Raw genomic sequence first — 23,996 nt, 5'->3', positions numbered from 1 at the left:
GAGGTGACCGAGCCGCCGACCGGTAGCGCTTCTTTCGACGGAAAGCCGGACGACGGTTGTTCAGGGTTCGGCGCGGCGAGGCAGCCTGCGGCGGCCGGTGCCGAGTTCGTAGGCGAGGTCTTCGTAGCCGACGGCGAGTTCGGCGAGGCTTTCCCAGGCGTCGTGGATCAGCCAGGGCGGCGCGGTCAGCAGGGTGTCGTGGGCGCGGGTGGACAGCATGGCCAGGCGGTCGACGACGGTGCCGACGGTTTCGGTGTGCATATGCGCACCGCCGTGCGGGATCGGCAGTTCGGTCGCGACCCAGCGGTCCACGGCCAGCACCAGCCGGGCCCGGTGCCGGTCGATATCGGTGGTGGCGCCGAGCGCGATGCGCCTGCGCTTGATGTGCAGCCCGGCGAGCAGATGTGCGGCGCCGAGAATCGGATGCTGTTCGCGCGGAGCGGTTCGGCAGGCGAGCAGCAGCATTTCCTTGGTGGGCAGGATCGACACGATTCCCCCTTGTTTATGGTGCCGGACAGTAGTTTTCGGAATTGCGCGAGCCCCGCGGTTATCGGTCGTCGAATGCCGGAACCGCATCCCACGGCGCTTCGACTACGGCGAGCCCGAACATCTCCAGCGACGTCAACCCCACCCGCGCGGCCAGCTCGTCCATATCGGTCACCAGTTCGGCCGCCTGCAACGCCGCCACCGCCTGCTCGATATTCAGAATCCGGCCCCGCAGATACGACACGACCCACGCCCCGTCCCCCACCGCCCGGGCCCGATGCGCCGTCCTGTCCCCAACCATCCACACCCTGCGCACGACATGCACAGCCATCGAACCCTCACTCCCCGCCATGCGGGTCCGATCGAGCCCCCCGCCTTGTTTGTGATGACACTCACTCTAGATTTCTAAACTATACAAGTCAATCTACGAATCAGGATGGAGAACGGACTAGCGGTACGATGCGGCTATGACGTCGTCGCCGGGTGTCGCACGCTGGGAACTGGCGCTGCGACTGCGACGACGCCGACTCGACCTCGGCATCGGAGCCTCATTCATCACAAAGGCCCTCAACGTTTCGGCGGCGTACTGGTCGCATATCGAGAACGAGCGAAACCTGCTTCCCGAGGGCAAGCTCGAGCAGCTACTCGACATTCTGGAGATCGACGCGGACGAGCGCGACGAGCTGCTGGCGCTTCGCGAAGCAGCGAAAACCCGAGGCTGGTGGACCCGCTACTCCGCCCTGTTCAGCGAACAACTGCTGCGGTATTACGGCCTGGAATGGGGCGCCCGCTCGATCCGGACGTTCGAAAGCGTCTTGATGCCAGGACTTCTCCAAAGTGAGGAGTACACCCGCGCCCTGATGGCCTCGGCGACGGCCACGGTGCCTGCGGTCGAAATCGAGCAGCGCGTCGCGGTGCGGCGCCAGCGCAAGCAACGGCTCGACGGCGACGATCCCGTCATGCTCTCGGCGGTGCTCGGCGAGGCAGCGCTCATGCAGCAATTCGGCGGCCCCGAGGTGCTGTGCCGGCAACTTCGCCACCTGGCCGAGACGATCCGCCGTCACCCGGACAATCTCGACGTCCGGGTCATTCCCTTCACATCGCGCGCGAGCATCATGGGTGGGTCGACCTTCCATCTGCTGGACTTCGACAGCCCCCGGCTGCCGACCTCGGCATGGCACGAATCGGCCGTCTTCGGTGAGCTTTTCACCGACGATGCCGAACGCAAGGAGACGCGCGTGCGCGATCTGGCGTTCCTGCACGATCGAGCCATCAGCGTCGCGCTCGATCGATCCGCCTCCCTGGCCCTGATCGAAGAACGAGCCGACCACCTAGAGTCGACAATGTGAGCATTGACGACTCGGGCAGCGCCCGCACGGGCTGGTTCAAGTCCTCGTATTCCGGCGACAGTCAGACCTGTGTAGAAGTCGCCTTCACCCCCGACGCCACCCTCGTCCGCGACAGCAAACACCCCGACCCCTCCACCCAACCCATCCTCACCTTCACTCCCACCGCCTGGTCATCCTTCCTCTCCACCCTCGAGTCCACCCCCCACTTACGGTGACCGAGAGCTACATGGCCGAGGCAAAACGCGAGTAGACCCCTCGCTCATGTAGCTCTCGCGAGCTGGGCGCCGTGCGCCCGGAGCGCGGATGCGGTGCGGGCGATGATTGTGTCGGGGCGTTTGGTGAGTTGGGCGGCGCTGACGTGGACGATGGTCCATCCCATGGCCGCCAGAATTGCGCGGCGGTCGATGTCCCAGGCGCGTTGGCCAGGGTCGGTCCAGTGCTGTGCGCCGTCGTATTCGACTCCCACCTGCCAGCGGCGCCAGCCCAGGTCCAGGCGAGCGACGATCATGCCATCGTGTACTACCCGGATCTGGGTTTCGGGTTTGGGGAAGCCCGCACGTACCAGCAGTAATCGGGTGCGGGTCTCGGTGAGCGATTCGGCGCCGCCGTCGATGTAGGGCAAGAGCTTTCGGACTCGAGCGCAGCCGCGCGTGCCCGCCAGCTTCGGTAGCAGTGCGGCGATGGCCTCCGATGTCGTGCGGGTCGCCGAGCACAGGGCGTCGATCACTTCTACCGCTTGGTCGAATTCCAGCCGTCGGCCGAGGTCGAATGCGGTCCTGGCCGGCGTTGTGCAGCGGAAACCCGCGATCTCGCAGACCTGATCGTCCGGGACGCCGCCCCGATAGACCCTCAGTCCCGGATGCGTTCGGGCGCTGCGCGGTGTCGAGATCTCGGCGGGCCGATCGTCGAGCCACCGCGTGCCATGGAGGGCAGCGGCCGAGCAACCGACGAGAACGCCGTCACCTTTGGCCCAGTGGCCCGCCGCCAGTGCGCGGGCGCGCGCATCCAGCCGAACCCCCTTGGCGACATACACATCCGGAAACACACGCACGAAGTTCTTCCGCAACTCCCACTCGCTGACCTTGCCCGCCTGCACAGCCCAGCTCCCAGGAAACGGCTCACAAAATCCCCCCATACCCCAATCGTGCCCCGCCGCACCCCGCAGACCTCCCCGAAAACCACCCTCTCCACAACCTGAGCTCGCCGAGAGCTACATGGCCGAGGCAAAACGCGAGTAGACCTCTCGCTCATGTAGCTCTCGGCGAATCGGTTCAGGTGGAGGATGGGCGTGGGGCCAGGAGGGTGAGGATGAGGGCGAGGAGGAGTAGGGCGGCCAGGGTCCAGGAGAGGGCTGCGAAGCCGTGTGGGGCGGTTGCGGCGGCTACGAGGGGGCCGGTGGTGGCGCCGACGTAGAAGCTGAACATGGCGACCGAGGAGGCGGCGGCTCGGGCGTCGCCGCCGAGTTCGCCTGCCGATTGCAGGACGGCGGGGGCGATGACGCCGAGACCGCCGACGAGCACGGCCAGCAGGACCGTCAACAGCGCGACGCCGGTGCCGGCCAGTGCGGCAGCGATCATGGCTGCCGCGGCGACGAGCACACCGAGCACGATCTGGCCGTGCCGGGACAGCCTGGCCAGCGGAATCGCCAGCAGCGGCAGGGCCAGCATCACCGGGAGGGCGCCGGCGCGCAGGGCGAGCAGTTCACCGGAACCGTGGACCAGGCCGGCGATTTCGATGCCGGTGTACACCCCGACCATGACCGCCATGCTCAGCGCACCGGCGATCAACATCGGCAGCAGTGCGCGGATGCGCAGCACCGCGGGGATGGCCGCATAGCTGTGGCGCAGGGGCGAATTCGCGGCGGTGGGTGCGTCGTCGAGCATGATCGAGCGCAGGGCGAAGGCGAGCACGGCGAACGCGACGGCGGAGCCGAGAAACACGGTGCGCCACGGGAACCATCCGACCACCGCCTGCGAGACGATCTGCGCCAGCACCGTCGCGGCCAGGAATGAGGTGGCCATCGACATGGTGACCACCGCGCGGTGGCCAGGGACGATCCGCGTCGCGACATAGGCCATGAGTGCGGGCGGGATCGACCCGACGACCAGGCCCTGCACCACTCGCAGCGGAATCTCGACCGACGCGCTGAAGGCCAGTCCGGTCAAGAGGGTGACCACTGCGGCCGTGAGCATGCCGGTGAATACCACCCGGCGATGACCGAACCGGTCCGACAGCGGACCGAAGAGCACGAATCCACCGGCGTAGCCGAACGCGAACGCGCTGATGATCCAGGTCATCACGCCCGATCCGACGTGCCAATCGGATTTCATGGCGCTGAACAGGGGAATCGGAATGTACATCTGCCCGGTGGCGAGCAAGGCGGACAGGACGAAGACCGGGAGGGTCTTGGCCGTCGAGGCGTGCTCGGTGGGCGTGCGGATCGAATCGGGAACGGCGAGAGGGGCTGTCGGCGATGCCATGCGAGGAAGCGTACGGCCGCCGGAGCCGATTGGTCAACCAAATAGTTGGTTTAATGGAATGGTAAAGTCTTGCCCATGACGCCCAGCACCAAACGCGGCGACGCCACCAGGCGGGCTCTGTTGCGCGCGGCCCGCGACGAGTTCGCCGAGTACGGGCTGGCCGGGGCCAGGGTCGACCGCATCGCCGAGGCGGCCGGCGTCAACAAGGAACGCATCTACGGGCTGTTCGGCAGCAAGGACAAACTGTTCGACGTCATCCTGATCGACAGCCTGCGCGAGTTCATGGACACGGTGCAGCCGCTGGCCGACACCGAGGTCGGCGACTACGTCGCCAAACTGTTCGACTACCACCGCGACAACCCGAAGCTGCTGCGCCTGATGCTGTGGGAGGCGCTGCACCGCGGCGCCGACGCGCACGATATCGACGGCTGGCGCGCCGACTTCTACGAACGCAAATTCGACCGCGCCCAACAGCAATTCGGCGTCGACGAGCAGCGCGCCGGCCTGCTGCTGATCGCCCTGTGCGGGGTCGCGAACTGGGCCAACACCCTTCCCCAGACCGCGCGCCTGCTGCTCGGCGACGCCGCCGACGACACTGCGACCATTCGCGCCTTCATGGCGAACTTCGCCCGCGCGGCCCTGCGCTACGATCCGAGCTCGCCGGTCAATGTCTTGACCGCCCCTGGCACCGCAGGCTCTGCCTCAGACGAGCCCACACAACTGGCACCCGGCACGGACGCATCCGGCACCGACCCAGTCGACACCGCAGCCGCACGCTTGCGCGCAGCCCAGGCCGCCGTCGACGCCGCGCGCGCCGAGCTGGCGACGGCCCTGCGCGCCGCCCACGCCTCCGGCACCAGCGCCAACCAACTGGCCCGCCAGGTCTCGGGAACGCTGTCGCGGCCCGTCGTGCTCAAACTGCTCGCGGACTAGCAGCTGCTCAGAACGCCGCCTCGTCCAGGGCCATGATGTCGGTGTCCAGGGACGCGATCACGTTCTTGGTCGCCGTGAGTGTGGGCAGCACATTCCTCGCGAAGAAGGTTGCCACGCCGACCTTTCCGGCATAGAACGCGCGGTCCTTCTCGCTGACCTCACCGGCGAGCGCCGCGGCCGCGATTTCGGCTTGCACCAGCAGTCGCCAGCCGATGAGCAGGTCGCCGACGGCCAGCAGGAAGCGCACCGAGCCGAGCCCGACCTTGTAGATCTCGCTCGGCTCTTCCTGCGAACCCATAAGGTAGCCGGTGAGGGTGGCCGCCATGGCCTGCACATCGGCCAGGGCCGTGCGCAGCAGTTCGCGTTCGGGTTCGAAGCGGCCGGTCTTGGCGTCGAGGAAGGCGTTGATCTGGCCGGTGACGTGGCCGATCGCTACGCCCTTGTCGCGCACGATCTTGCGGAAGAAGAAGTCCTGCGCCTGGATGGCGGTGGTGCCCTCGTACAGCGAGTCGATCTTGGCGTCGCGGATGTACTGCTCGATCGGGTAGTCCTGCAAATAGCCCGATCCGCCGAGGGTTTGCAGGGATTCGGTGAGGTACTGGTAGGCGCGCTCGGAGCCGACGCCTTTCACGATCGGCAGCAGCAGATCGTCGACCCGGTGCGCCAGATCCTCGTCGGCGCCGGAGACCAACTGCGCCACATCCACGTTCTGATGCGCGGCGGTGTAGAGGTACACCGCGCGCAGGCCCTCGGCATACGCCTTCTGCATCGCCAGCGAACGCCGCACGTCCGGGTGGTGGGTGATGGTGACGCGCGGAGCGGTCTTGTCGGTCATCTGGGTGAGGTCCGCGCCCTGCACCCGCTCCTTGGCGTAGGCCAGCGCGTTCAGGTACCCGGTCGACAGCGTCCCACTGGATTTGACGCCGACCATCATGCGCGCATTCTCGATCACCTGGAACATCTGCGCGATACCGTCGTGCACCTCGCCGACCAGCCAGCCGACGGCGGGCACGTCGCCACCGAAGGTGAGTTCACAGGTGGGCGAGGATTTCAGGCCCATCTTGTGTTCGAGGTTGGTGACGTAGACGCCGTTGCGTTCGCCGAGCTCGAGGGTCTCCGGATCGAAGAGGTATTTGGGCACGTAGAACAGCGACAGCCCCTTGGTGCCCGGCCCCGCGCCTTCGGGCCGCGCCAGCACCAGATGGAAGACGTTCTCCGCGGTATCGCCGACGTCGGCGCCGGAGATGAACCGCTTCACACCCTCGATATGCCAGGTGCCGTCGGGCTGCGCGATGGCCTTGGTGCGCCCGGCGCCCACGTCGGAGCCGGCGTCGGGTTCGGTGAGCACCATGGTGCCCTGCCAGCCCTTCTCGTAGCCGAGGGTGGCCCAATGCTGCTGCTGTCCGGTGCCGATGTTGTAGAGCACCGCCGCCATCACCGGGCCCATATTGAAGAACGAGGCCGCCGGATTCGCGCAGCTGATCATCTCGTTGACCGCCCACACCAGCGCCGACGGTGCCGGCGTTCCGCCCATGCCCTCGGGCAGGCCGAGCCTGCTCCAGTCGGCTTCGCGCACCGTGGTCAGGGTCCGGCGCAGCGCGTCGGGCACGGTGATGGTGTGTTCGGCGGGGACGAACTGCACCGGGTCGCGGTCGGCGGCGGCGAACGATTCGGCCACCGGGCCCTCGGCCAGGCGTTTGACCTCGGCCAGGATCTCGCGGACGGTGTCGGAATCCAGGTCACCGTAGGCGCCGGTATCGAGCAGCTTGTCCAGTCCGAGCACCTCGAACAGGTTGAACTCGATATCGCGCAGGTTCGCCTTGTAATGCCCCACCGCGTCCTCCTCGACTCACCGCCCGCGGTCAGCCGACCGTGAGGGTTTCCGGCTTGTGACTCCTACGGACCGAAGCGTGCCGCACCGCTCACGAGCTACGCAACCGTAAGCACGGGCCGACCTCACCGCACCGTACTGGACGCTTGTGCGCAAGGTTTCACCTCACGGCAACGCACGAAACCGACTCGTCATCGAGAGATATTCCGGCGCAACAACTTCTGTCTAACGTTTCGCAGCACGAATACAGGCTCTGTATACAACCCGGTCGACAGCCGTGACCGGGGCGAACGTGCAGGTATTCGGTGCGGAACCCGTGCGGTGCCGCCACCACAACTGATGAGTGAGAAGGGTTCGCCCATGTCCGATTCCTCCCGATTCCGCCGACATCGCGGCAGCGTCCGCTCCCGGCGTTCGGTCAAGGCCCTCGCGGTACCGACCGCGCTCGCGCTGGCCGGCGTGCTGCTGACCGCCTGCGGCGCCAGGGACGACGCCTCCGCGGACGGCTCGAACGCCGTCTCCTGTGTCGACACCACCAAGGACACGATCAAGATCGGTTCACTGCATTCGCTGTCGGGCACGATGGCCATCAGCGAGGTGACCGTCGCCAATTCGACCAAGCTGGCCGTCGACCAGATCAATGCCGCCGGCGGCGTGCTGGGCAAGCGGATCGAGCTGGTCCTCGAAGACGGCGCCTCCGATCCGAAGACCTTCGCCGAGAAGGCGGAAAAGCTCATCAGCTCCGACTGCGTGGCCGCGGTATTCGGCGGGTGGACCTCGTCGAGCCGCAAGGCGATGAAGCCGAAGTTCGAAAGCCTGAATTCGCTGCTGTACTACCCCGTTCAGTACGAGGGCCTGGAGGACAGCAAGAACATCTTCTACACCGGCGCGACCACCAATCAGCAGATCATCCCCGCCCTGGATTACCTGAAGCAGAAGGGTGTGAAATCGCTGTACCTGGTCGGCAGCGACTACGTGTTCCCGCAGACCGCCAACCGCGAGATCAAGGCGTACGCGGCGGCCAACGGGCTCGAGATCAAGGGTGAGGATTACACCCCGCTGGGCTCCACCGATTTCTCCACAATCATCAACAAGGTGCGCACCGCCGACGCCGACGCGGTGTTCAACACCCTCAACGGCGATTCCAATGTCGCCTTCTTCCGCGAATACACCAACGCGGGCCTGACCGCGGCCGATATGCCGGTGGTTTCGGTGTCGATCGCGGAGGAGGAGGTGGCCGGTATCGGTGCGCAGAACATCGCGGGCCAGCTCACCGCCTGGAATTACTACCAGACCGTCGACACCCCGCAGAACAAGGCCTTCGTCGACGCTTACAAGGCCGCCTTCGGCGCCGACAAGCCGACCTCCGATCCGATGGAAGCCGCCTACACCTCGGTGTACCTGTGGAAGAACACGGTGGAGAAGGCGAATTCGTTCGCGGTCGCCGATATTCAGGCCGCCGCCGACGGCGTGAGCTTCGAAGCGCCCGAGGGCCTTGTCACCATCGACGGCGACAACCACCACATCACCAAGACGGCCAGGATCGGCGAAATCCGCCCGGACGGCCTCATCTACACGGTGTGGGATTCCGGTCAGCCCATCGCACCGGACCCCTACCTCGCCACCTACCCCTGGGCCGATGGCCTGAAGTAACCCCGCCTGCCGCGGCGGATGCCGACCGCCGCGGCAGATCCGGATGACCGCGGTTCGCGGCCTGGTCCCGGCAGCCGACGAGCCGGATGCGACGAAGCACCCGCACCACGACTGCCAGGACCCATGAGGGGGCCGCGAACCACCCGACCAAGCAACTGCCCCGCCGAGAACGGAACCCAAGGGCCCAGCCCCGCTACGGGCGACCCCGAGGAGCCCGGTTCGCGGCCCGTCTCGCGTTTCCGCTGCCGCTGCGCACGCCGCAGGCAAGCAGCGGTAGCGGAAACGCGAGACACCAAGGGGCCGCGAACACGCGGTGCCGCAGGCGCCGCCAATTCAACACAGGAGTTTCGATGGAAGTCGTTGTAGGCCAGCTCTTCACCGGGTTGAGCCTCGGGTCGATCCTGCTGCTCGCCGCGCTGGGGCTCGCGCTGACCTTCGGTCAGATGGGCGTGATCAATATGGCGCACGGCGAGTTCATCATGGCCGGTTGTTACACCACTTACGTTGTCCAGCAGGTGGTGTCGTCGGCGGGGGTGTCGTTGCTGGTGTCGCTGCTGGTCGGTTTCCTGGTCGGCGGCGCGTTGGGGGCGGCGCTGGAGATGGGGCTGATCCGCTGGATGTACGACCGCCCGCTGGACACGCTGCTGGTGACCTTCGGAGTCGGGCTGGTGTTGCAGCAGCTGGCTCGCGATATCTTCGGCGCGCCGGCCAAGAATGTGCTGGTTCCGGAGTGGTTGAGCGGTGGTGTCACGATTCTGGATGCCGTGGTGCCCAAGACCAGGATTTTCATTCTGGTGCTCGCGGTGGTCGCGGTGACGGCACTGGCGATCGTCTTGAAGACGACCCCGCTGGGCCGGCGCATCCGGGCGGTGGTGCAGAACCGGGATCTCGCCGAAACAAGCGGTGTTTCCTCACGTTTCACCGATATCAGTACCTTCTTCATCGGTTCCGGTCTGGCCGGTATCGCGGGTGTGGCGCTGACGTTGATCGGTTCGACCAGCCCGACCATCGGCCAGAGCTACCTCATCGACGCGTTCCTGGTGGTGGTGATCGGCGGACTGGGCCAGATCAAGGGCACGGTGATCGCCGCGTTCGCGCTCGGGCTGCTCAATTCCTTCATCGAGTATTCGACGACCGCCTCGATCGCCAAGGTGATCGTCTTCGTGATCATCGTGGTCTTCTTGCAGGTCCGGCCGCAGGGCCTGTTCACGGTCCGGACAAGGAGCCTGGCATGACTTCCGCACAGCGCTGGTTCGCGAATCCCTCGGTACGGGTGTGGGGCGGATTCGCCCTCGCCGCATTTTTGTTGTTCGCAGTGGCGCCCGCCGTGCTCAGCGATTTCCGGTTGAATCTGCTGGCGAAGTTCCTGTGTTTCGCCATCGTGGCCGCCGGCATCGGATTGGCCTGGGGGCGTGGCGGAATGCTCACCCTCGGCCAGGGTGTGTTCTTCGGTCTCGGCGCCTACATCATGGCGATGCATCTGCAAATGGCGGATGCGGCGCGGCTCGGCAATGAGGTGCCGGATTTCATGGAGATCTCCGGAATCCGGGAGTTGCCCGCGTATTGGCAGCCGTTCGCGTCGGCGCCGGTGGCGATCATCGCGATTCTCGTGCTGCCCGCGCTGGTCGCCGCGACGCTCGGTTACGGCGTGTTCAAGCGACGGGTCAAGGGCGCCTACTTCGCCATTCTGAGTCAGGCGCTGGCGGCGGCGCTGGCGATTCTGCTGACGGGTCAGCAGACCATCGGTGGATTCACCGGCCTGTCGGATTTCCGGGCCTTCTTCGGTTTCAAGCTCTCCGATCCGGTGAACCGGCAGATGCTGTTCTTCATCGCGGCGGGCACCCTGCTCGCGGTGGTGGCGGTGGTGCGTCAGCTCATGCACAGCCGGTACGGGGAGCTGCTGGTCGCGGTGCGCGATCAGGAGGAGCGGGTGCGGTTCCTCGGGTACGACCCGGCCAACGTCAAGATCGTCGCGTATGTGGTCGCGGCGTTCTTCGCCGGGATCGCGGGCGCGCTGTTCACGCCGATCGTCGGGATCATCTCCCCCGCCGATATCGGCGTCGTGCCGTCGATCGCCTTCCTGATCGGTGTCGCCATCGGCGGCCGCACCACCTTGCTCGGCCCGGTGCTCGGCGCGATCGGGGTGGCATGGGCGCAGACCGCGCTGTCGGAGCAGTTCCCGTCGGGGTGGACCTATCTACAGGGCGTGCTGTTCATCGTGGTGGTCGGATTCGTGCCCGCCGGTCTGGCCGGGCTGTGGCCGATCCTGCGCCGCGTCATCGCCGAGCGCAGACCGAAACCCGGCGACAGCGCGCCGCCCGCGAACCCACCCGCCGACCCGCTGCCGGTGCGGACCGAAGAGAAGGTGCCCACGCGATGATCGATCACGAACCCAAGCGCGGCGGCAATGCCGGCATGTCGAGCGAATACCTCGAAGTCCGCGGGCTGTCGGTGAGTTTCGACGGTTTCCAGGCCGTCACCGACGTCGACCTGACGGTGTTGCAGGGCGATCTGCGCTTCCTCATCGGCCCCAATGGCGCGGGCAAGACCACCCTGATCGACGCGATCACCGGCCTCACCCCGGCCACCGGATCGGCGCAGAAGTCGGGGGTGGAATTGATCGGCAAGAAGGTGCATCAGATCGCGCGGCTCGGCGTCGGGCGTACCTTCCAGACGGCGAGCGTCTTCGAGCAGTTGAGCGTTCTGCAAAATCTCGATATCGCCGCGGGCGCGGGCCGCTCCGCGCTCACCTTGCTGCGCAGGCGCAAGTCCGTGCTGCCGAGCATCGAGGAAGCGCTCGAGATCACCGGCCTCGGTGCCCTGCGCGATCAGCCCGCCGGTGTGCTCGCGCACGGCCAGAAGCAGTGGCTCGAGATCGGCATGCTGCTGGTGCAGAACGCGTCTGTGCTGCTGCTGGACGAACCGGTAGCGGGCATGAGCGCCGAGGAACGTGAGGAAACCGGAAACCTGTTGCGCCGCATCGGCGGCGAACGCGTCGTGGTGGTCGTCGAGCACGATATGGACTTCATGCGCGCCTTCGCCACCTCGGTCACGGTGCTCGCCGGAGGCCGCGTCCTGAGCGAGGGCACCGTCGAACAGGTGCAGGCCGATCCCAAGGTGCAGCAGGTCTACCTCGGCACCGCCGCCGCCGAATCGAACGACGAGGAGAGCGCCGATGCTCGAATTGGCTGATATCCATTCCGGTTACGGCCGGACCGAAGTGATCCACGGCGTGTCGCTGAACGTCCCCGACGACAGCGTCGTCGCCATCATGGGTCACAACGGCGCGGGCAAGACCACCCTGCTCCGCACCGCCGTCGGCCTGCTGACCACCAAGTCCGGCAGCATCACGTTCAATGGTGAGGTGATCACGTCACTGTCCCCGTCGCGCCGGGTGCGCCGCGGGATCGCCTATGTCCCGCAGGGGCAGCAGAGTTTTCCGCAGTTGACCACAGCGGAGAATCTTCAGGTGGTGGCCGACGGCCGCAAACGCGGTAAGGCCCTGATCGACGAATCGCTGGACCTGTTCCCCGCGCTGCGTGAACTGCTCACCCGTAAGGCGGGGCTGCTCTCGGGCGGTCAACGTCAGCAGCTGGCCATCGCCAGGGCGCTGATCACCGAACCGAAACTGCTCATCCTGGACGAACCCACCGAGGGCATCCAGCCGTCGGTGGTCGCGGAGATCGAACGCACCATCATCGACCTCACCCGGCGCGGCGGGTTGAGCGTGCTGCTGGTCGAACAGCACATCGGCTTCGCCTTGCAGGCGGCGCAGCGCTATTACGTGCTGGAATCGGGCCGGATCACCTCCTCCGGTGAGGGCGGTGCTGGCGCGGAGTCCGTGGTCCGTTCGGCGATGGCGATCTGAGCCGCCGTGACGCGACGGGGGCGGATCCCGCTGAGTGCGCAGGTGTACGAGGCGGTGCGCCGCGATCTGGCGGCGGGCGCGCTGGCCTCGACCGAGCGCCTGGGCGAGGAACGGCTCGCGGACAGCTACGGGGTGTCCCGCACCCCTGTCCGTGAGGCGCTCGCGCGGCTGCTCGCCGACGGGCTGGTGGAGCGCCGCGCCGACGGGCTGTACCCGTTCCGGCCGCGCCTGGATGAGCTCGATCAGCTCTATGAGCTGCGTAATGTGCTGGAATCCAGGGGAATTCAGCGTGCGCTCGGCGAGCCGACGCACGACCTCGATATGGTTCGCGCCGAGCTCGACCACTGGCGTCACCTGGCCGAACATCCGCCCGAACCCGGACCCGCGCTCATCGCCGCCGACGACCAGTTCCACATCGTGCTACTGCGTTCGGCGGGCAATGCGGCGCTCGCCGAAGCCCTCGCCTCGGTGCAGGTGCGGGTCCGGCCGGTGCGCACCATGGACATGCCCACCCCCGACCGCATTGCCGCCATGACGGCCGAGCACATCACCATCGCCGAACAGCTCCTGGCGGGTGAGCGCGCGGCGGCGCTGGAAACGCTGAACGCGCATATCGATTCGTCGCGTTCGCATGTGATCGCGCGGGCGAAGGCGGCGCTGCACCTGACGAGATTGGCGCAGGTCGTGCGCGATTGACGCGCAGCGCTAGGCTTCAGACACGGCCGGATCAGAACGATGCGCGGCCAAAGCAGCACCGCATCCGACCAGGTTGACGCAGGTCATGCCCGATTGACGCGCAGCGCGCGCCTTCAAACACGCCCGGATCAGAACGATGCGCCGCCGAAGGCAGCACCACATCCGACCAGGATGACGCAGGCCGTGCGCGATTCACGGGCAGCGCTCACCTTCACACGCGGCAGGAGCAGGTCGGTGCGCGGCGGGCGGAGTGGGGCCGCGAGTGCGCGAATGGGGCAGGTGACTCGGACCGCCCCGCATCCCTCGCGGTCACGAGGGCGTGCTACCGGTCTGCGCAGTTGTCAGCAGCCGGGCTGAAACGGCCAGCATTCCACTTGCGCTCGCGGCGTTGCGATACCGCCGGCCGGCACCGCGGGCGCCGTCGCTCGGCTGTGCGGCGTCGCGGTGGCTCCCGTGGTCGTGGTGGCGGTCGGTTCGACGTCGGGTCCGTCGGTGAGCACCGCGCGCACGATCACGCCGAGCACCACGAGCGTGCCGAGCACCCCCGCGGTGAACACCACCCACGCCGCGGCGGTCTGCCTGCCGCTGTTCTCGGGTTTCGGTTCGTGTCTGGGTGCGGGGCGGGCGGGGATCGGTTTCGGTTTCGGGGCGGCCGCATCGAAACCTTCGTCGAGCAGTTCCGCGCGGCTCAGGTGAATATCGCTGTCGCAGGATCGGATCAGCGCCGAGGCTGCGGCCAGCACCCGATCGGCAGTCCACGCACGCGGGGCCGCGGCGAAATTCTCCAGGTAGATGCGGAATTCGGTGGTATCGGTGACGTTGGCGACCACCACATCCAAGCCGGGGCGCAGCGTGGTGCGTGCGGGCCGGACCACCGCCCCGCGCCACGGCAGCAGCACGACGGCGCCGCTGAGATGGCCGGGATCTTGCAGCGAACGTTCCAGCGCCGCCTTCACTTCGTGCACCGCGTGCTCGAGCTGGTCGGAAACGTTGACGCCCTCGGGTTGTTCGAGGTCGGCGGGCTGGGAGCTGATGGTCCACTGCCCGCCGCCCGCCTCGAGAATCCCGCTCTGCCTGCGCCGGAACCCGCGCGCCTCCAGCACGGTGACCCCGCGCGGCGTCCAGACGACGGCGTCGACCTGGCGTTTCCCGCTTTCGGGTCCCACCTGTAGATCGATGAGGGCGACGCCGGTGGTCGGGAGTTTGCGCAGGCATTCGACGAATTCCCGCTCGGCCGCGGACAGTTCCGCGCCCGACTCGATCTTCACCAGCATCGTGCACAACCCCTGACGTGCGTCCCGATCCAGCCTTCGCTCCTGGCGGCGGCCCACAGAGGCCGCCGCCCGAGCTACTCCGCTAGATCATGACGCCCCGCCCGGTCGAATTCCACCCCAAGGGCATCGACCGCCGTCGAGAGCTACATCAGCGTGTGGCGTTCTCGCGGGTTTGCCACGGCCATGTAGCTCTCGCGGATCGGTCACACCCATTGGACCAGTTGGTAGAGAATGCCGTTGGGGTCGGCCATCTGGAAGTAGCGTTCGCCCCATTCCTCGGTTTCGATCGGGGTGACGATCGGGACGCCTTCGGATTGCAGGCGCGCGTACTCGGTGTCGATATCGTCGACGACGAAGACGACGAGCAGGCCCTGACCGGCGCTGCCCGCCGCGCTGGCCGGCTTGAAGCTCTTCAGCCCGGTGCGCAGGTAGATGAGGTTCATGCCCGCGTCCTCGCGGGCGAGCGAGACGAACCCGTCGGCCGACATCTTCTCGGTGAACCCCAGATGGTCGGTGACGAACTTCGCCGAGGCCTGCGGGTCGGCGACATTGAGCGAGATGGCGGATTCGGTGATGCGCATACGGGGCTCCTTCTGATCGCGTTTCTCTCTACTTAGTACGTTATACTTTGTAGAGAAATTTCCGATGAGCCGCATTGTGATGTGAATCACTCGATGGAGGTGGGATGGCAGGGCCGAAGGAACGCAGCAGCGCGGGAGATCCCGTGCGGACCCTGGAGCTGCTCTGGCGGGTGCCGACCCCGCCCGGCCGCGGGCCGAAGCAACGCAGCAGCGTCGACGAGGTGGTCGCCGCGGCCATCGAGATCGCCGACGCCGAAGGAATCGCCGCCGTGACGATGCGCGCGGTCGCCGCCCACCTCGGGCTCACCCCCATGGCGACCTACACCTACGTCCCCGGCAAGGCCGAGCTGATCGACCTCATGCTCGACGCCGTCTACCTGGCGATGCCGCGCGCCGACCTCGACGGCCTACCGTGGCGCGAGCGCGTGGCCACCGTCGCGGCGGAGAACCGGACGATGCTGACCGAACATCCGTGGGTCGCCGACATCTCCACCACCCGCCCGCCGCTCGGCCCCGGCCAAACCGCCAAATACGACCACGAACTGCGCGCCTTCGACGGTCTCGGTCTCGACGACGTCCAGATGGATGCCGCCCTGACCTACCTGCTCGGCTTCGTCACCTCCGTCGCGCGCATAGCGAACGACACCGCCCGCGCCGCCGCCGACAGCTCGATCTCCGACAGCGAATGGTGGGAACGCGCAGGCCCGCTCCTCGAATCGCGCATCACCCCAGAGCAATTCCCGCTGGCCACGCGCGTCGGCGCCGCCGCGGGATCGGCGCACGACGCCGCCTACAGTGCCGACCACGCGTTCGAGTTCGGGCTCGCGCGAGTGCTCGACGGGCTCGACAGGCTGATCAGCGGCAGCGGATCCTGATCGACAATGCTTGCGCGACAGCACATTCGATGAATTTGCTGGAGACGGCTGCGACAATGGAGACATGCCTGATGTACGCGGCCATATCAGGAAAGGGCGTCCGGTACGCCCCCACTACCGACGTCCATCAGGGCGCGGAAGCCGGTACCCGCGCTATCACCACTACCGCATCCGGCGCTCGTCGCGAAGTTCCCGGTACGGCGCCCGGCCGGTGGCCGCGACCGACCGAGGAACCGACGTCGACAGCGTCTTGGGCTTCGGCATCATGTGCGTGTTCTTCGCCGTGATCGCGGGACTGGTCGCGCTGGTGGTGAGCACTGTCGCGACGAGCGGCGGTGGGGCGGGGCAGCAGCCGGTTCCGGTGCCCGTTCCCGCGCCGCCGACGTCAGCGAAACCGCCGCCGCCCCCGTGCTATCCGTTCCAGCCGGCGTGCTGATATCGGAACCGCAGGGCGATGGGTTTCCTGAAGCCAGCTCTTCACGGCCGAGGCCCGTCACCTCCAGCGCCCAATGCCGACGCCCGCGATCTGCCGGGTCCAATGCTGACGTCCGTCATCCGCCGCACCCACGTGCCGAGGCCCGTGACGTGCCGCACCCATTGCCGACGCCCGCCACCTGCCGCACCCGGTGCCGCGGCCCGTGCTATCCACAGTGCAGCGGCGAGGCGGCGGGCCGGACGCCTCACACCCCGGTCTGCGCTAGTGGCTCATCTCGTCGCGCTGGATACGCAACGCGGTGATGGTCGAGGCCAGGCCCTCGTATTGGTTTGTCAACAGGACGATTTCGATGAGGTGGCGGTCGTCGTAGTAGGTGGCCAGCTGCTCCCATGCGGCGTCGTCGATATCGCGGGTGGTGACCAGCTGGTCGACGGCGGTGAGCAGCGCGCGATGTTTTTCGGACCAGCCGGGGGCGTCCGGGCCGGTGCGCACCCGGTCCAGGATCTCCGGGGTGACACCCGCGCGTTTGCCGAGCTTGATGTGATGGTCCATCTCGTAGTCGCAGGAGCGCAGATGCGCCACCCGCAGGATGACGAGTTCGGACTCGTGCCTGGTCAGCTTGCCGCCGGGCATGAGCTTGCCGGAGTAGTGCAGCCAGCCGCGGAACAGTCCGCCGGTGCGGCCGAGGGTGCTGAACAGATGCGCGTCCGCGGTGCCCGCGGCGCGCGAGAGAACCTGCCAGACCACCCAGTTGATCGGTCCCAGCTGACGCAATCGCCCCGGGGACACACGTGGTTGCGACGTCGAAACCATCTGCGTTCGCCTCTTTCACCAGATCTGCGCGCCCGATCAGCGGCCGGGCACGCGGGCCGCCGCCGAGCCTACCCGGCGCCGGGATGCGTGCGGGGTGTTCCGCGCCCGACCCCAGCTACGGGCCGCCCACTACCGGTGGACCACCACTCGCGACCGACCACCCGGCAATCTGACGCGCGATACCGAGCAGCCGGGCACCAACCACCAGCGACCCGCGACCTGCGACCGGCAACCCGCGACCGGCAACCGGCGACCCGCGACCCGCGACCCGCGACCGGCGAGCAGCCACCCGCGACCCGCGACCGGCGAGCAGCCACCCGCGACCCGCGACCGGCGAGCAGCCACCCGCGACCCGCGACCGGCGAGCAGCGAGCAGCGAGCAGCGAGCAGCGAGCAGCGAGCTTGATCCATTCCGCCGAGCTGGTCCACTAGCGCCGCGACAACTGGTGCAGGCCGACGGTGCGTGCCTTATCCGCGCAGCAGGTCCGACACCGTGACGAACCGGTACCCATCAGCCTTCAGCGCGCCAACGATCCCGGGAATCGCCGCCAGCGAATTCGCCCTGTTCCCGAACATCACATGCAGCAGGATGATCGAGCCCGGCCGCACCTCCCGCACGGTCTGCTCGACGATCTGCTGGGCACTCGCCGACGGATCGGAGTCGGGCTCCACATCCCACATCACCGTGGTGGTGTCGTGGTCGGACAGGTATTTCGGCAGCGTCCACAGCTTCTTGCCGTAGGGCGGGCGGAAGGTGATCGGGCCCTGGTAGCCGGTCTCGCGGATCTCGGAGTCGGTGCGGCCCACCTCGTCGGCGACGGTGCCGGGGGTCACGAACACCATGCGGCGATGGGTGTAGGTGTGGTTGCCGATCTCGTGGCCCGCCGCGGCGATCGCCGCGCCGTACTGCGGGTGTGCTGCGAGATCGCGGCCGTTGAGATAGAACGTTGCGGGCACGCCGGCCTCGGCCAGCACCTTCAGCACCTCGGGGGTTGTGGTGGTCGGGCCGTCGTCCAGCGTCAATGCGACCACCTTCGCGTCGGTGTCCACTCGATCGACGATCCGGCCCGCCAGCTGGAAGGTCCGCGAATTCATCAGGTAGTAGCCGCCGACAGCCAGCACAACGACGACCACCAGCGTCACCGCCGCGCCGATCAGCACCCGGCGCTTCATCGTCGGCCCGTCATCGGTTCGGCCATACCTCTTTCAGTTGCGCGGCCGCCTCGGCGGACTGGCGCACCCCGGCCTCGTAGGCGGGTCGCAGTGCCGCGGTGCTGAACAGGTCCACACCGAACGCCTCGATGGCGCCGGCGTCGGGCACGATCGAGATCTCGCGGGCACAGCCGTGTTCGCGGTCGGCGCGGCTGCGCGGATACACGTGCGCCAACGGTTCCATGATCACCACGACATCGGCGCCCGCGGCCAGATCGGCATTGATGCTGGAGCGGTAGCCGCCGTCGAAGTAGTGGCGCCCGTCGATCGGGATGGGCGGGAAGATGCCGGGCACGGCGGTGCTCGAGGCCAGCGCCTGCGGGAGGGTGGCGACGTCGTCGCGGGTCCACGGCCGCAGTTCACCGGTGCCCGCGTCGATCGCGGTGATCACCAGATCAGCGTCCGGCCAGTCTGCGAACCCGACCAGCCCGCCGATTCGCTCGATGTGCTCGTCCGGCTCCCCGGTGCTCGCCGCCAATGCCAGCTCCCCGATCCGCTGACGCATCCGCGCCGGATCCTGCCCGCGCTGTCCGATGAGCCCGGCGATCTCCATCATGACCGTCATATCGTGTTGCACCGGAGCCGAATTCGACCGCTCCGCCACCAGCAACCGCGACAGCTCACCGCCGCCCGCCAGCACCGATCCGACCACCGCACCGGCGGAGGTCCCGACGAACCGGTCCGCCTGCCCCAGATCGATCCCGGCCTCCCGCAACCCGGTCCCCAGCCCGGCCAGCCAGCTGATTCCCACCGGCCCACCCCCGCCGAGCACTAGCGCTATCCGGTCCCGTTCCGCCGCATCAGACATGCAGGCAGGCTAACGAACACGCGCGGTATCCGCTGCGGATCAATCGGCCGGACCCGGCCGAACGCGCTCATCGGCCGAGACCCACCACTGCGAAACGGGCGCGAGGCCCCCAAATGCATCTGGCTTCGAACCCCGCTCAATGCCCTCGCCTGCCATCAGCAGGCCGGACCGCGCCGTCACCCGGATCAGTCCCTGCCGGCCGGCAACATGCCCAACCGCGACGATACCCGATTCAGCGAACTTCGCTGATATCAACCATCCCGATCGTGAACGGACCTGGCTCGAACAGCGGGGCGAAGATCTCCGCCAGCGAGTCCGCATCAAGTGCCGGCCGCCCGATCGACGATGAAGGTCCGTCCGCCGTAGAGGGAGTGCCGAATCCAGAAGGAAGCACTCTCGTCCACGAGGTCCAGGGGGTCGGGGTGGACTGCTGCACCCCGGACGGCGTAGCCATTGCGGTGCGCCCGGAAGAACCTTCATTGCCGCGGGGCTGTATCGCGTGCTCATCCAGAGCGCGACCGGACGACATACCGCGCGCGAGGTCGGCCGCATACTGCGCGGACCGTTGTGGCAGCGGCTCGGTGCCTGAGGTCCACCGGGTTTCGGGCGGTGCCGCCGGAGGCGACCATGGCGTCACGGGCGCATCCGATTCATCTGGCAGCGAATCGGCGGTCGTTCCGTCCGATACCGCCTGCGGCGAAACAAGCTCCGGCGCAACCGATTCCTGCGGTCGGACTACCTCATGCGTGGGCCGCATCAATGCCACCGGCGGTTCGGCTGCGGATTGCGCCGATACCCACGGCGACGGACCCCGCTCGGCCGCAGTCTGATCCGAGCCCGGCGCAACCACTGCGGGCGGTTCGACGGGAGGTGCGGGTCGCGACCCTGCCGTCGGCGCTGCGACTGACGGCCATACAGGCAATTCCGATTGCCTCGGCGGCAGAACCGACTCGGGCGCAGGCGTCGGCACGACCACAACGGGCGAAGGTGGCGGCGGGACGACGACCGGCGCCGCGACCGGGCCGCCGACAGTAATCGAGATTTCCGGCACTGCCGCAGCGTCCTCGGGTTTCGCTCGCTCGGAAGGTTTCGCGGGCGGATTCCGGTGCTTGTCACGGTATTCGTCGAATTCCGAACGTAACTTGCGGAGTTCAGCGGTGAGCCGGTCGGCACGCCCGGCGGTGTCACCGGTCGCCGTGATCGCCTGGGTGAGAATCTGACTGCCCGCCGTGAACGCGCCGTGCAGCAGGTCGAGGGCGTGCCGGTCGGCGTTGCCGTCCGGGGTTTCGGCCGCGGACCGGTTGACATTGTCGATGACGGTGGACACCGCTGTGCGTCCCTGTTCCGCGATATCGGCGCTGTCGGCCGCGATCGCCGCGACCTTGCGATCGAGCGCGGCGAATCCGGCGATCGCGGCGTCGAGCGCACGTGCCCGGTCGGCATATTCCTTGATCCCGCTGCGCGCCGGATCCCCGATACGCGGCGGCGGTTCGGGCACCGGGGCGGACCGCCCGGAACCTGATCCGAAGCTGCGCCAGACGTCGCACAGGTAGCCCGGCAGCCGCTGATAGGAATCGGCGATCGGCCGGGACAGCTGCGGGGGCCTCCGCAATCTGCCCATCGCCACCGGGCATCCGCCGTTGCCGATATCGATGGTGTCGATCGTTACCGGTGGCCGCGCCTGCGGCGAGACCTCATAGCCACCGAACCCGCCGGCGAGCGCGCCGAGCAGACTGCCCTCGTATTTGTTCCACGGCAGCAGGACCTTGGCCGCACCGGTTTCCACGTAACGCGCCGCGTTCGCCGGCAGAGCTTTGGTCGCGGCGGCGGTGATTCCGTCTTTGAGAAGCTTCCCGCCGAGGTTGGCCGCCCACGCACCGCCGGCCGCACCGATCCCCGCGACCACGGCCTCTTCCGCCGCGCTGCCGGCACTTCGATCATCGCCGACGACGCCGCCAATGAATGAGCCCGCCGTCGATCCGAGCATCGCGCCGGGCGGACCGAGCAGGGCGGCGCCGATCATCCCGCCGGCGAACGAACCGGCGTCGGCCCAGGTGAATCCGAGAAAACCCACCGATCGAGGCTAGAGACGAATTCGATTATCCTGACCCCTTCATTGCGGACTCTTGACCGCACGTAGGGAATTTTTTACACCGCGTTACCCAGCCACGAGAAATAGGCGGCACCCGGACGGATGCCGCCTATCCCACTATTCAGCGCGGACTAATTCTGAATCCGATTCACCTGGCTGCCGTCGAATTGAAGAACTGAATGGCAGCGGCTACACCGACGGGCACGCCGATCGCGATCATGCCCGCGGCCGCCCCAAGCGTGATGCCGACCGCGGCGCCACCGATGCACAGCCCGACCGGACCGGCGAAGAAGGTGGGCACCACCAGCGGCGCACCGATGATCGCGCCCGCCACGCAGCCGAGCACGCCGCCGACCAACGACCCGAGCAGCGTGCCGACCGCGGTGGCAAGCCCGAACTGGGTGGCGGCGGTACTCAGCGCGGTGTTCACATCGACCGGCTCCTCGGCCGTCGGCTGCAACATCGCCGCAGGTCGAGCGGACGCCGGATCGGTGCTCGGGGTCAGCACAGCGGTATCACCGTCGACCCGGGCCGCGATCGGCCATTCCATCCCGTCCTTCAGATAGGTCAACGGCATACCGGCGACCAGCCGGCCCTGATCGTCGAGCACCTGGAACTGGGAACCCCGCGTGGTCAGCGAACCCGAATCGGTCCGGAGCACCACCGAGTTGTCGACCACGCTCGCGGTGTACCGGATACCGGGCAGCACCTCGGTCTGCACGGCGCTGCCCGGCGTGGACACCGGCTCGGGTGCGGGCGCGGCACCCGCGCTCGACGCGGACGCCACCACGGCGGCCAGGGCAAGAACGGTGACGGCTGCCGACTTGATCGTCATGAATTCGAACACTTTCCTCGATGCGGAAACTATGGGCCCGACAGCCGCACGAACGGCGCCTGAACAGGCAATCAATAACAGCACTACAAAATTCGAGGATCGGTATGGAAAACGATAAATCGGCGCTCGGGAGCATCAAGAAGACATAAAGAGCCGCGTGCGTTCCGTCGCCCGCCGAGACGGATCATCGGGGAAACCGAATCGATTTTCGGCCCGGAACGCGGACGACCCGGCGCGGTGCGGGTGGCACCGGCGCCGGGTCGGCGGAGCTGGATCGGTTCGCGATCAGAAGTTGATCATGTGCCCCGCGAGGCCGTGGATGGCTTCTTGCAGGGCCTCGCTCAACGTGGGGTGGGTGTGCACGTTGCGGGCGAGCTCGTTGACCGTGAGGTCCCATTTCTGGGCCAGGGTCAGCTCCGGCAGCAGTTCGGAGACGTCCGGGCCGATGAGGTGGCCGCCGAGCAGTTCACCGTGCGTGGTGTCGGAGATGAGCTTGACGAAACCGGTGGGATCGCCGAGGCCGTGCGCCTTGCCGTTGGCGGTGAACGGGAAGGTCGCGACCTTCACGTCGTAGCCTTCGTCGCGGGCCTGCTGTTCGGTGAGGCCGAAGCTGGCGACCTGCGGCTGGCAGAAGGTGGCGCGCGGCATCATCCGGTAGTCACCGAGCGTCATGGTCTCGGCGCCGCCGATGGTCTCGGCCGCGACCACACCCTGCGCCTCCGCGACGTGGGCCAGCTGGAGCTTGGCGGTGACGTCGCCGATGGCGTAGATGTGCGGCACGTTGGTGCGCATGTGGTCGTCGATGGCGATGGCGCCGCGGTCGGTGAGCGCGACACCGGTGTTCTCCAGGCCGTAGCCCTCCACCCGCGGCGCGAAGCCGACGGCCTGCAACACCTTGTCGACGGTGACGGTCTCCACCGAGCCGGACTTGTTGTCCTTGATGCTGACGGTGACCTTGGAGCCGTCGTCGTCGATGGACTGCACGGCCGCACCGGTGGTGATGGTGATGCCGAGCTTCTTGTACGCCTTGGTGATCTCCTTGGAGACGTCGGCGTCCTCGTTGGGCAGCGCGCGGTCGAGGAACTCGACGATGCGCACGTCCACGCCATAGTTCTTCAGCACGTAGCCGAACTCCATGCCGATGGCGCCCGCGCCGACGATCAGGATGGAGCCGGGCAGATCACGGGTGAGGATCTGCTCTTCGTAGGTGACGACGTTGGCGCTCAGCGAGGTGCCCGGCAGCAGTTTGGTGACGGTGCCCGTCGCGATGATCACGTTGTCGAAGGTGACGGTGTCGGTGCCGCCGTTGCTCAACGCCACCGAAAGGGTGTTCGGGTCGGTGAAGGTACCGAGACCGTCGTATTCGGTGATCTTGTTCTTCTTCATCAGGAAGTGGACGCCCTTGACCCGGCCGTCGGCGACCTTGCGGCTGCGGTCGAACGCCGCGCCGAAGTCGAAGGACGCCTCACCGGTGATACCGAAGGTCTTCGCTTCCTTGGTGAAGATATGAGCCAGCTCCGCGTTGCGCAGCAGCGCCTTGGAGGGGATGCAGCCGACGTTAAGGCACACGCCACCCCAGTATTTCTGCTCGACAATCGCTGTTCGCAGGCCGAGTTGAGCGGCACGAATCGCGGCGACGTAACCGCCGGGACCAGCGCCGAGAACGACGACATCGTAGTGGGAAGTCACGGCACCGAGCCTAACGCTGTTGCTGGAAGTTCACTCACCTATCCCCCGCAATGGTGAGGACTCTCGGGCTACTCGCGAGTAGGAA

24 protein-coding genes are annotated in these 23,996 nt (G+C 67.3%); 11 read left to right on the top strand and 13 right to left on the bottom strand.

The window, feature by feature from the left end; all coding sequences use genetic code 11:
* Positions 1-60: 60 nt before the first annotated feature.
* Both FEK34_RS20690 and FEK34_RS20685 read right to left on the bottom strand, forming a co-directional pair.
* Positions 61-489: a DUF4254 domain-containing protein gene (locus tag FEK34_RS20690; protein WP_138450097.1), complete on the bottom strand. Its 429-nt coding sequence runs from the start codon at positions 487-489 to the stop codon at positions 61-63.
* 58 nt (positions 490-547) lie between these two features.
* Positions 548-787, bottom strand: a complete 240-nt coding sequence (locus FEK34_RS20685; protein WP_249359446.1) for a hypothetical protein — start codon at positions 785-787, stop codon at positions 548-550.
* Positions 788-953: 166 nt separating this feature from the next.
* Here FEK34_RS20685 and FEK34_RS20680 point away from each other — a divergent pair, with 166 nt between their 5' ends.
* Both FEK34_RS20680 and FEK34_RS20675 read left to right on the top strand, forming a co-directional pair.
* Positions 954-1,835, top strand: a complete 882-nt coding sequence (locus tag FEK34_RS20680; protein ID WP_138450093.1) for a helix-turn-helix domain-containing protein — start codon at positions 954-956, stop codon at positions 1,833-1,835.
* Complete coding sequence (locus FEK34_RS20675; RefSeq protein ID WP_138450091.1) at positions 1,832-2,050, top strand: DUF397 domain-containing protein; 219 nt, start codon at positions 1,832-1,834, stop codon at positions 2,048-2,050. Before FEK34_RS20680 ends, FEK34_RS20675 begins: the two co-directional genes overlap by 4 nt.
* Before the next feature lie 44 nt (positions 2,051-2,094).
* On the opposite strand, the gene FEK34_RS20670 is transcribed toward FEK34_RS20675, so the two are convergent.
* Both FEK34_RS20670 and FEK34_RS20665 read right to left on the bottom strand, forming a co-directional pair.
* Positions 2,095-2,931, bottom strand: coding sequence for a DUF559 domain-containing protein (locus FEK34_RS20670; RefSeq protein ID WP_249359444.1), 837 nt, complete (start codon positions 2,929-2,931; stop codon positions 2,095-2,097).
* A 175-nt stretch (positions 2,932-3,106) separates the two neighbouring features.
* A complete protein-coding gene (locus FEK34_RS20665; RefSeq protein WP_171048313.1) occupies positions 3,107-4,315 on the bottom strand; it encodes an MFS transporter in 1,209 nt (402 codons plus the stop codon).
* Between the two features lie 75 nt (positions 4,316-4,390).
* Here FEK34_RS20665 and FEK34_RS20660 point away from each other — a divergent pair, with 75 nt between their 5' ends.
* Positions 4,391-5,248, top strand: coding sequence for a TetR/AcrR family transcriptional regulator (locus FEK34_RS20660; protein WP_249359443.1), 858 nt, complete (start codon positions 4,391-4,393; stop codon positions 5,246-5,248).
* Between the two features lie 7 nt (positions 5,249-5,255).
* Here FEK34_RS20660 and FEK34_RS20655 read toward each other — a convergent pair whose 3' ends face one another.
* Entirely contained in the window at positions 5,256-7,082 is a 1,827-nt protein-coding gene (locus FEK34_RS20655) for an acyl-CoA dehydrogenase (RefSeq protein ID WP_138450085.1), read from the bottom strand.
* Between the two features lie 357 nt (positions 7,083-7,439).
* On the opposite strand from FEK34_RS20655, the gene urtA reads away from it, so the two are divergent.
* From urtA to FEK34_RS20625, 6 genes are all read left to right on the top strand, one after another.
* The gene (gene urtA / locus FEK34_RS20650; RefSeq protein WP_138450083.1) at positions 7,440-8,732 is read left to right on the top strand and encodes an urea ABC transporter substrate-binding protein; all 1,293 of its coding nucleotides are present in this window, start codon (positions 7,440-7,442) and stop codon (positions 8,730-8,732) included.
* Between the two features lie 350 nt (positions 8,733-9,082).
* Complete coding sequence (urtB, locus tag FEK34_RS20645; protein WP_138450080.1) at positions 9,083-9,967, top strand: urea ABC transporter permease subunit UrtB; 885 nt, start codon at positions 9,083-9,085, stop codon at positions 9,965-9,967.
* Positions 9,964-11,112: an urea ABC transporter permease subunit UrtC gene (urtC, locus tag FEK34_RS20640; protein ID WP_138450077.1), complete on the top strand. Its 1,149-nt coding sequence runs from the start codon at positions 9,964-9,966 to the stop codon at positions 11,110-11,112. The genes urtB and urtC overlap by 4 nt, the downstream gene beginning before the upstream one ends.
* The gene (urtD, locus tag FEK34_RS20635) at positions 11,109-11,924 is read left to right on the top strand and encodes an urea ABC transporter ATP-binding protein UrtD (protein WP_138450074.1); all 816 of its coding nucleotides are present in this window, start codon (positions 11,109-11,111) and stop codon (positions 11,922-11,924) included. The genes urtC and urtD overlap by 4 nt, the downstream gene beginning before the upstream one ends.
* Complete coding sequence (gene urtE, locus FEK34_RS20630; protein WP_138450072.1) at positions 11,908-12,600, top strand: urea ABC transporter ATP-binding subunit UrtE; 693 nt, start codon at positions 11,908-11,910, stop codon at positions 12,598-12,600. The genes urtD and urtE overlap by 17 nt, the downstream gene beginning before the upstream one ends.
* A gap of 6 nt (positions 12,601-12,606) precedes the next feature.
* Complete coding sequence (locus FEK34_RS20625) at positions 12,607-13,296, top strand: GntR family transcriptional regulator (protein WP_138450070.1); 690 nt, start codon at positions 12,607-12,609, stop codon at positions 13,294-13,296.
* 341 nt (positions 13,297-13,637) lie between these two features.
* Here the strand turns inward: FEK34_RS20625 and FEK34_RS20620 are convergent, their stop codons facing one another.
* Both FEK34_RS20620 and FEK34_RS20615 read right to left on the bottom strand, forming a co-directional pair.
* Positions 13,638-14,570 (bottom strand): nuclease-related domain-containing protein, encoded by a 933-nt coding sequence (locus tag FEK34_RS20620; protein ID WP_138450068.1) that lies wholly within the window; start codon positions 14,568-14,570, stop codon positions 13,638-13,640.
* A gap of 203 nt (positions 14,571-14,773) precedes the next feature.
* Complete coding sequence (locus FEK34_RS20615; protein WP_138450066.1) at positions 14,774-15,151, bottom strand: VOC family protein; 378 nt, start codon at positions 15,149-15,151, stop codon at positions 14,774-14,776.
* A gap of 104 nt (positions 15,152-15,255) precedes the next feature.
* Here FEK34_RS20615 and FEK34_RS20610 point away from each other — a divergent pair, with 104 nt between their 5' ends.
* On the top strand, positions 15,256-16,026 hold the full coding sequence (locus FEK34_RS20610; RefSeq protein WP_138450064.1) for a TetR/AcrR family transcriptional regulator C-terminal domain-containing protein: 771 nt from the start codon (positions 15,256-15,258) through the stop codon (positions 16,024-16,026).
* A gap of 211 nt (positions 16,027-16,237) precedes the next feature.
* A complete protein-coding gene (locus tag FEK34_RS20605) occupies positions 16,238-16,462 on the top strand; it encodes a hypothetical protein (RefSeq protein WP_138450062.1) in 225 nt (74 codons plus the stop codon).
* Positions 16,463-16,723: 261 nt separating this feature from the next.
* On the opposite strand, the gene FEK34_RS20600 is transcribed toward FEK34_RS20605, so the two are convergent.
* From FEK34_RS20600 to lpdA, 6 genes are all read right to left on the bottom strand, one after another.
* The gene (locus FEK34_RS20600) at positions 16,724-17,275 is read right to left on the bottom strand and encodes a carboxymuconolactone decarboxylase family protein (protein ID WP_138450060.1); all 552 of its coding nucleotides are present in this window, start codon (positions 17,273-17,275) and stop codon (positions 16,724-16,726) included.
* A gap of 468 nt (positions 17,276-17,743) precedes the next feature.
* Positions 17,744-18,448, bottom strand: coding sequence for a polysaccharide deacetylase family protein (locus FEK34_RS20595; protein WP_138450059.1), 705 nt, complete (start codon positions 18,446-18,448; stop codon positions 17,744-17,746).
* Positions 18,449-18,458: 10 nt separating this feature from the next.
* Positions 18,459-19,295: a patatin-like phospholipase family protein gene (locus tag FEK34_RS20590; protein ID WP_138450056.1), complete on the bottom strand. Its 837-nt coding sequence runs from the start codon at positions 19,293-19,295 to the stop codon at positions 18,459-18,461.
* A gap of 232 nt (positions 19,296-19,527) precedes the next feature.
* Entirely contained in the window at positions 19,528-21,369 is a 1,842-nt protein-coding gene (locus FEK34_RS20585; protein WP_138450054.1) for a hypothetical protein, read from the bottom strand.
* Positions 21,370-21,535: 166 nt separating this feature from the next.
* Positions 21,536-22,222 carry a hypothetical protein gene (locus tag FEK34_RS20580; protein ID WP_138450052.1) on the bottom strand — a complete coding sequence of 229 codons (687 nt, stop codon included), beginning with the start codon at positions 22,220-22,222 and terminating at the stop codon, positions 21,536-21,538.
* A gap of 285 nt (positions 22,223-22,507) precedes the next feature.
* On the bottom strand, positions 22,508-23,911 hold the full coding sequence (gene lpdA, locus FEK34_RS20575) for a dihydrolipoyl dehydrogenase (RefSeq protein WP_138450049.1): 1,404 nt from the start codon (positions 23,909-23,911) through the stop codon (positions 22,508-22,510).
* Positions 23,912-23,996 lie beyond the last annotated feature (85 nt).

Origin of the sequence: Nocardia cyriacigeorgica, assembly GCF_005863245.1 — a bacterium.
Taxonomy (GTDB): Bacteria; Actinomycetota; Actinomycetes; order Mycobacteriales; family Mycobacteriaceae; genus Nocardia; species Nocardia cyriacigeorgica_C.
This window is presented reverse-complemented; position numbering and strand designations above follow the sequence as displayed.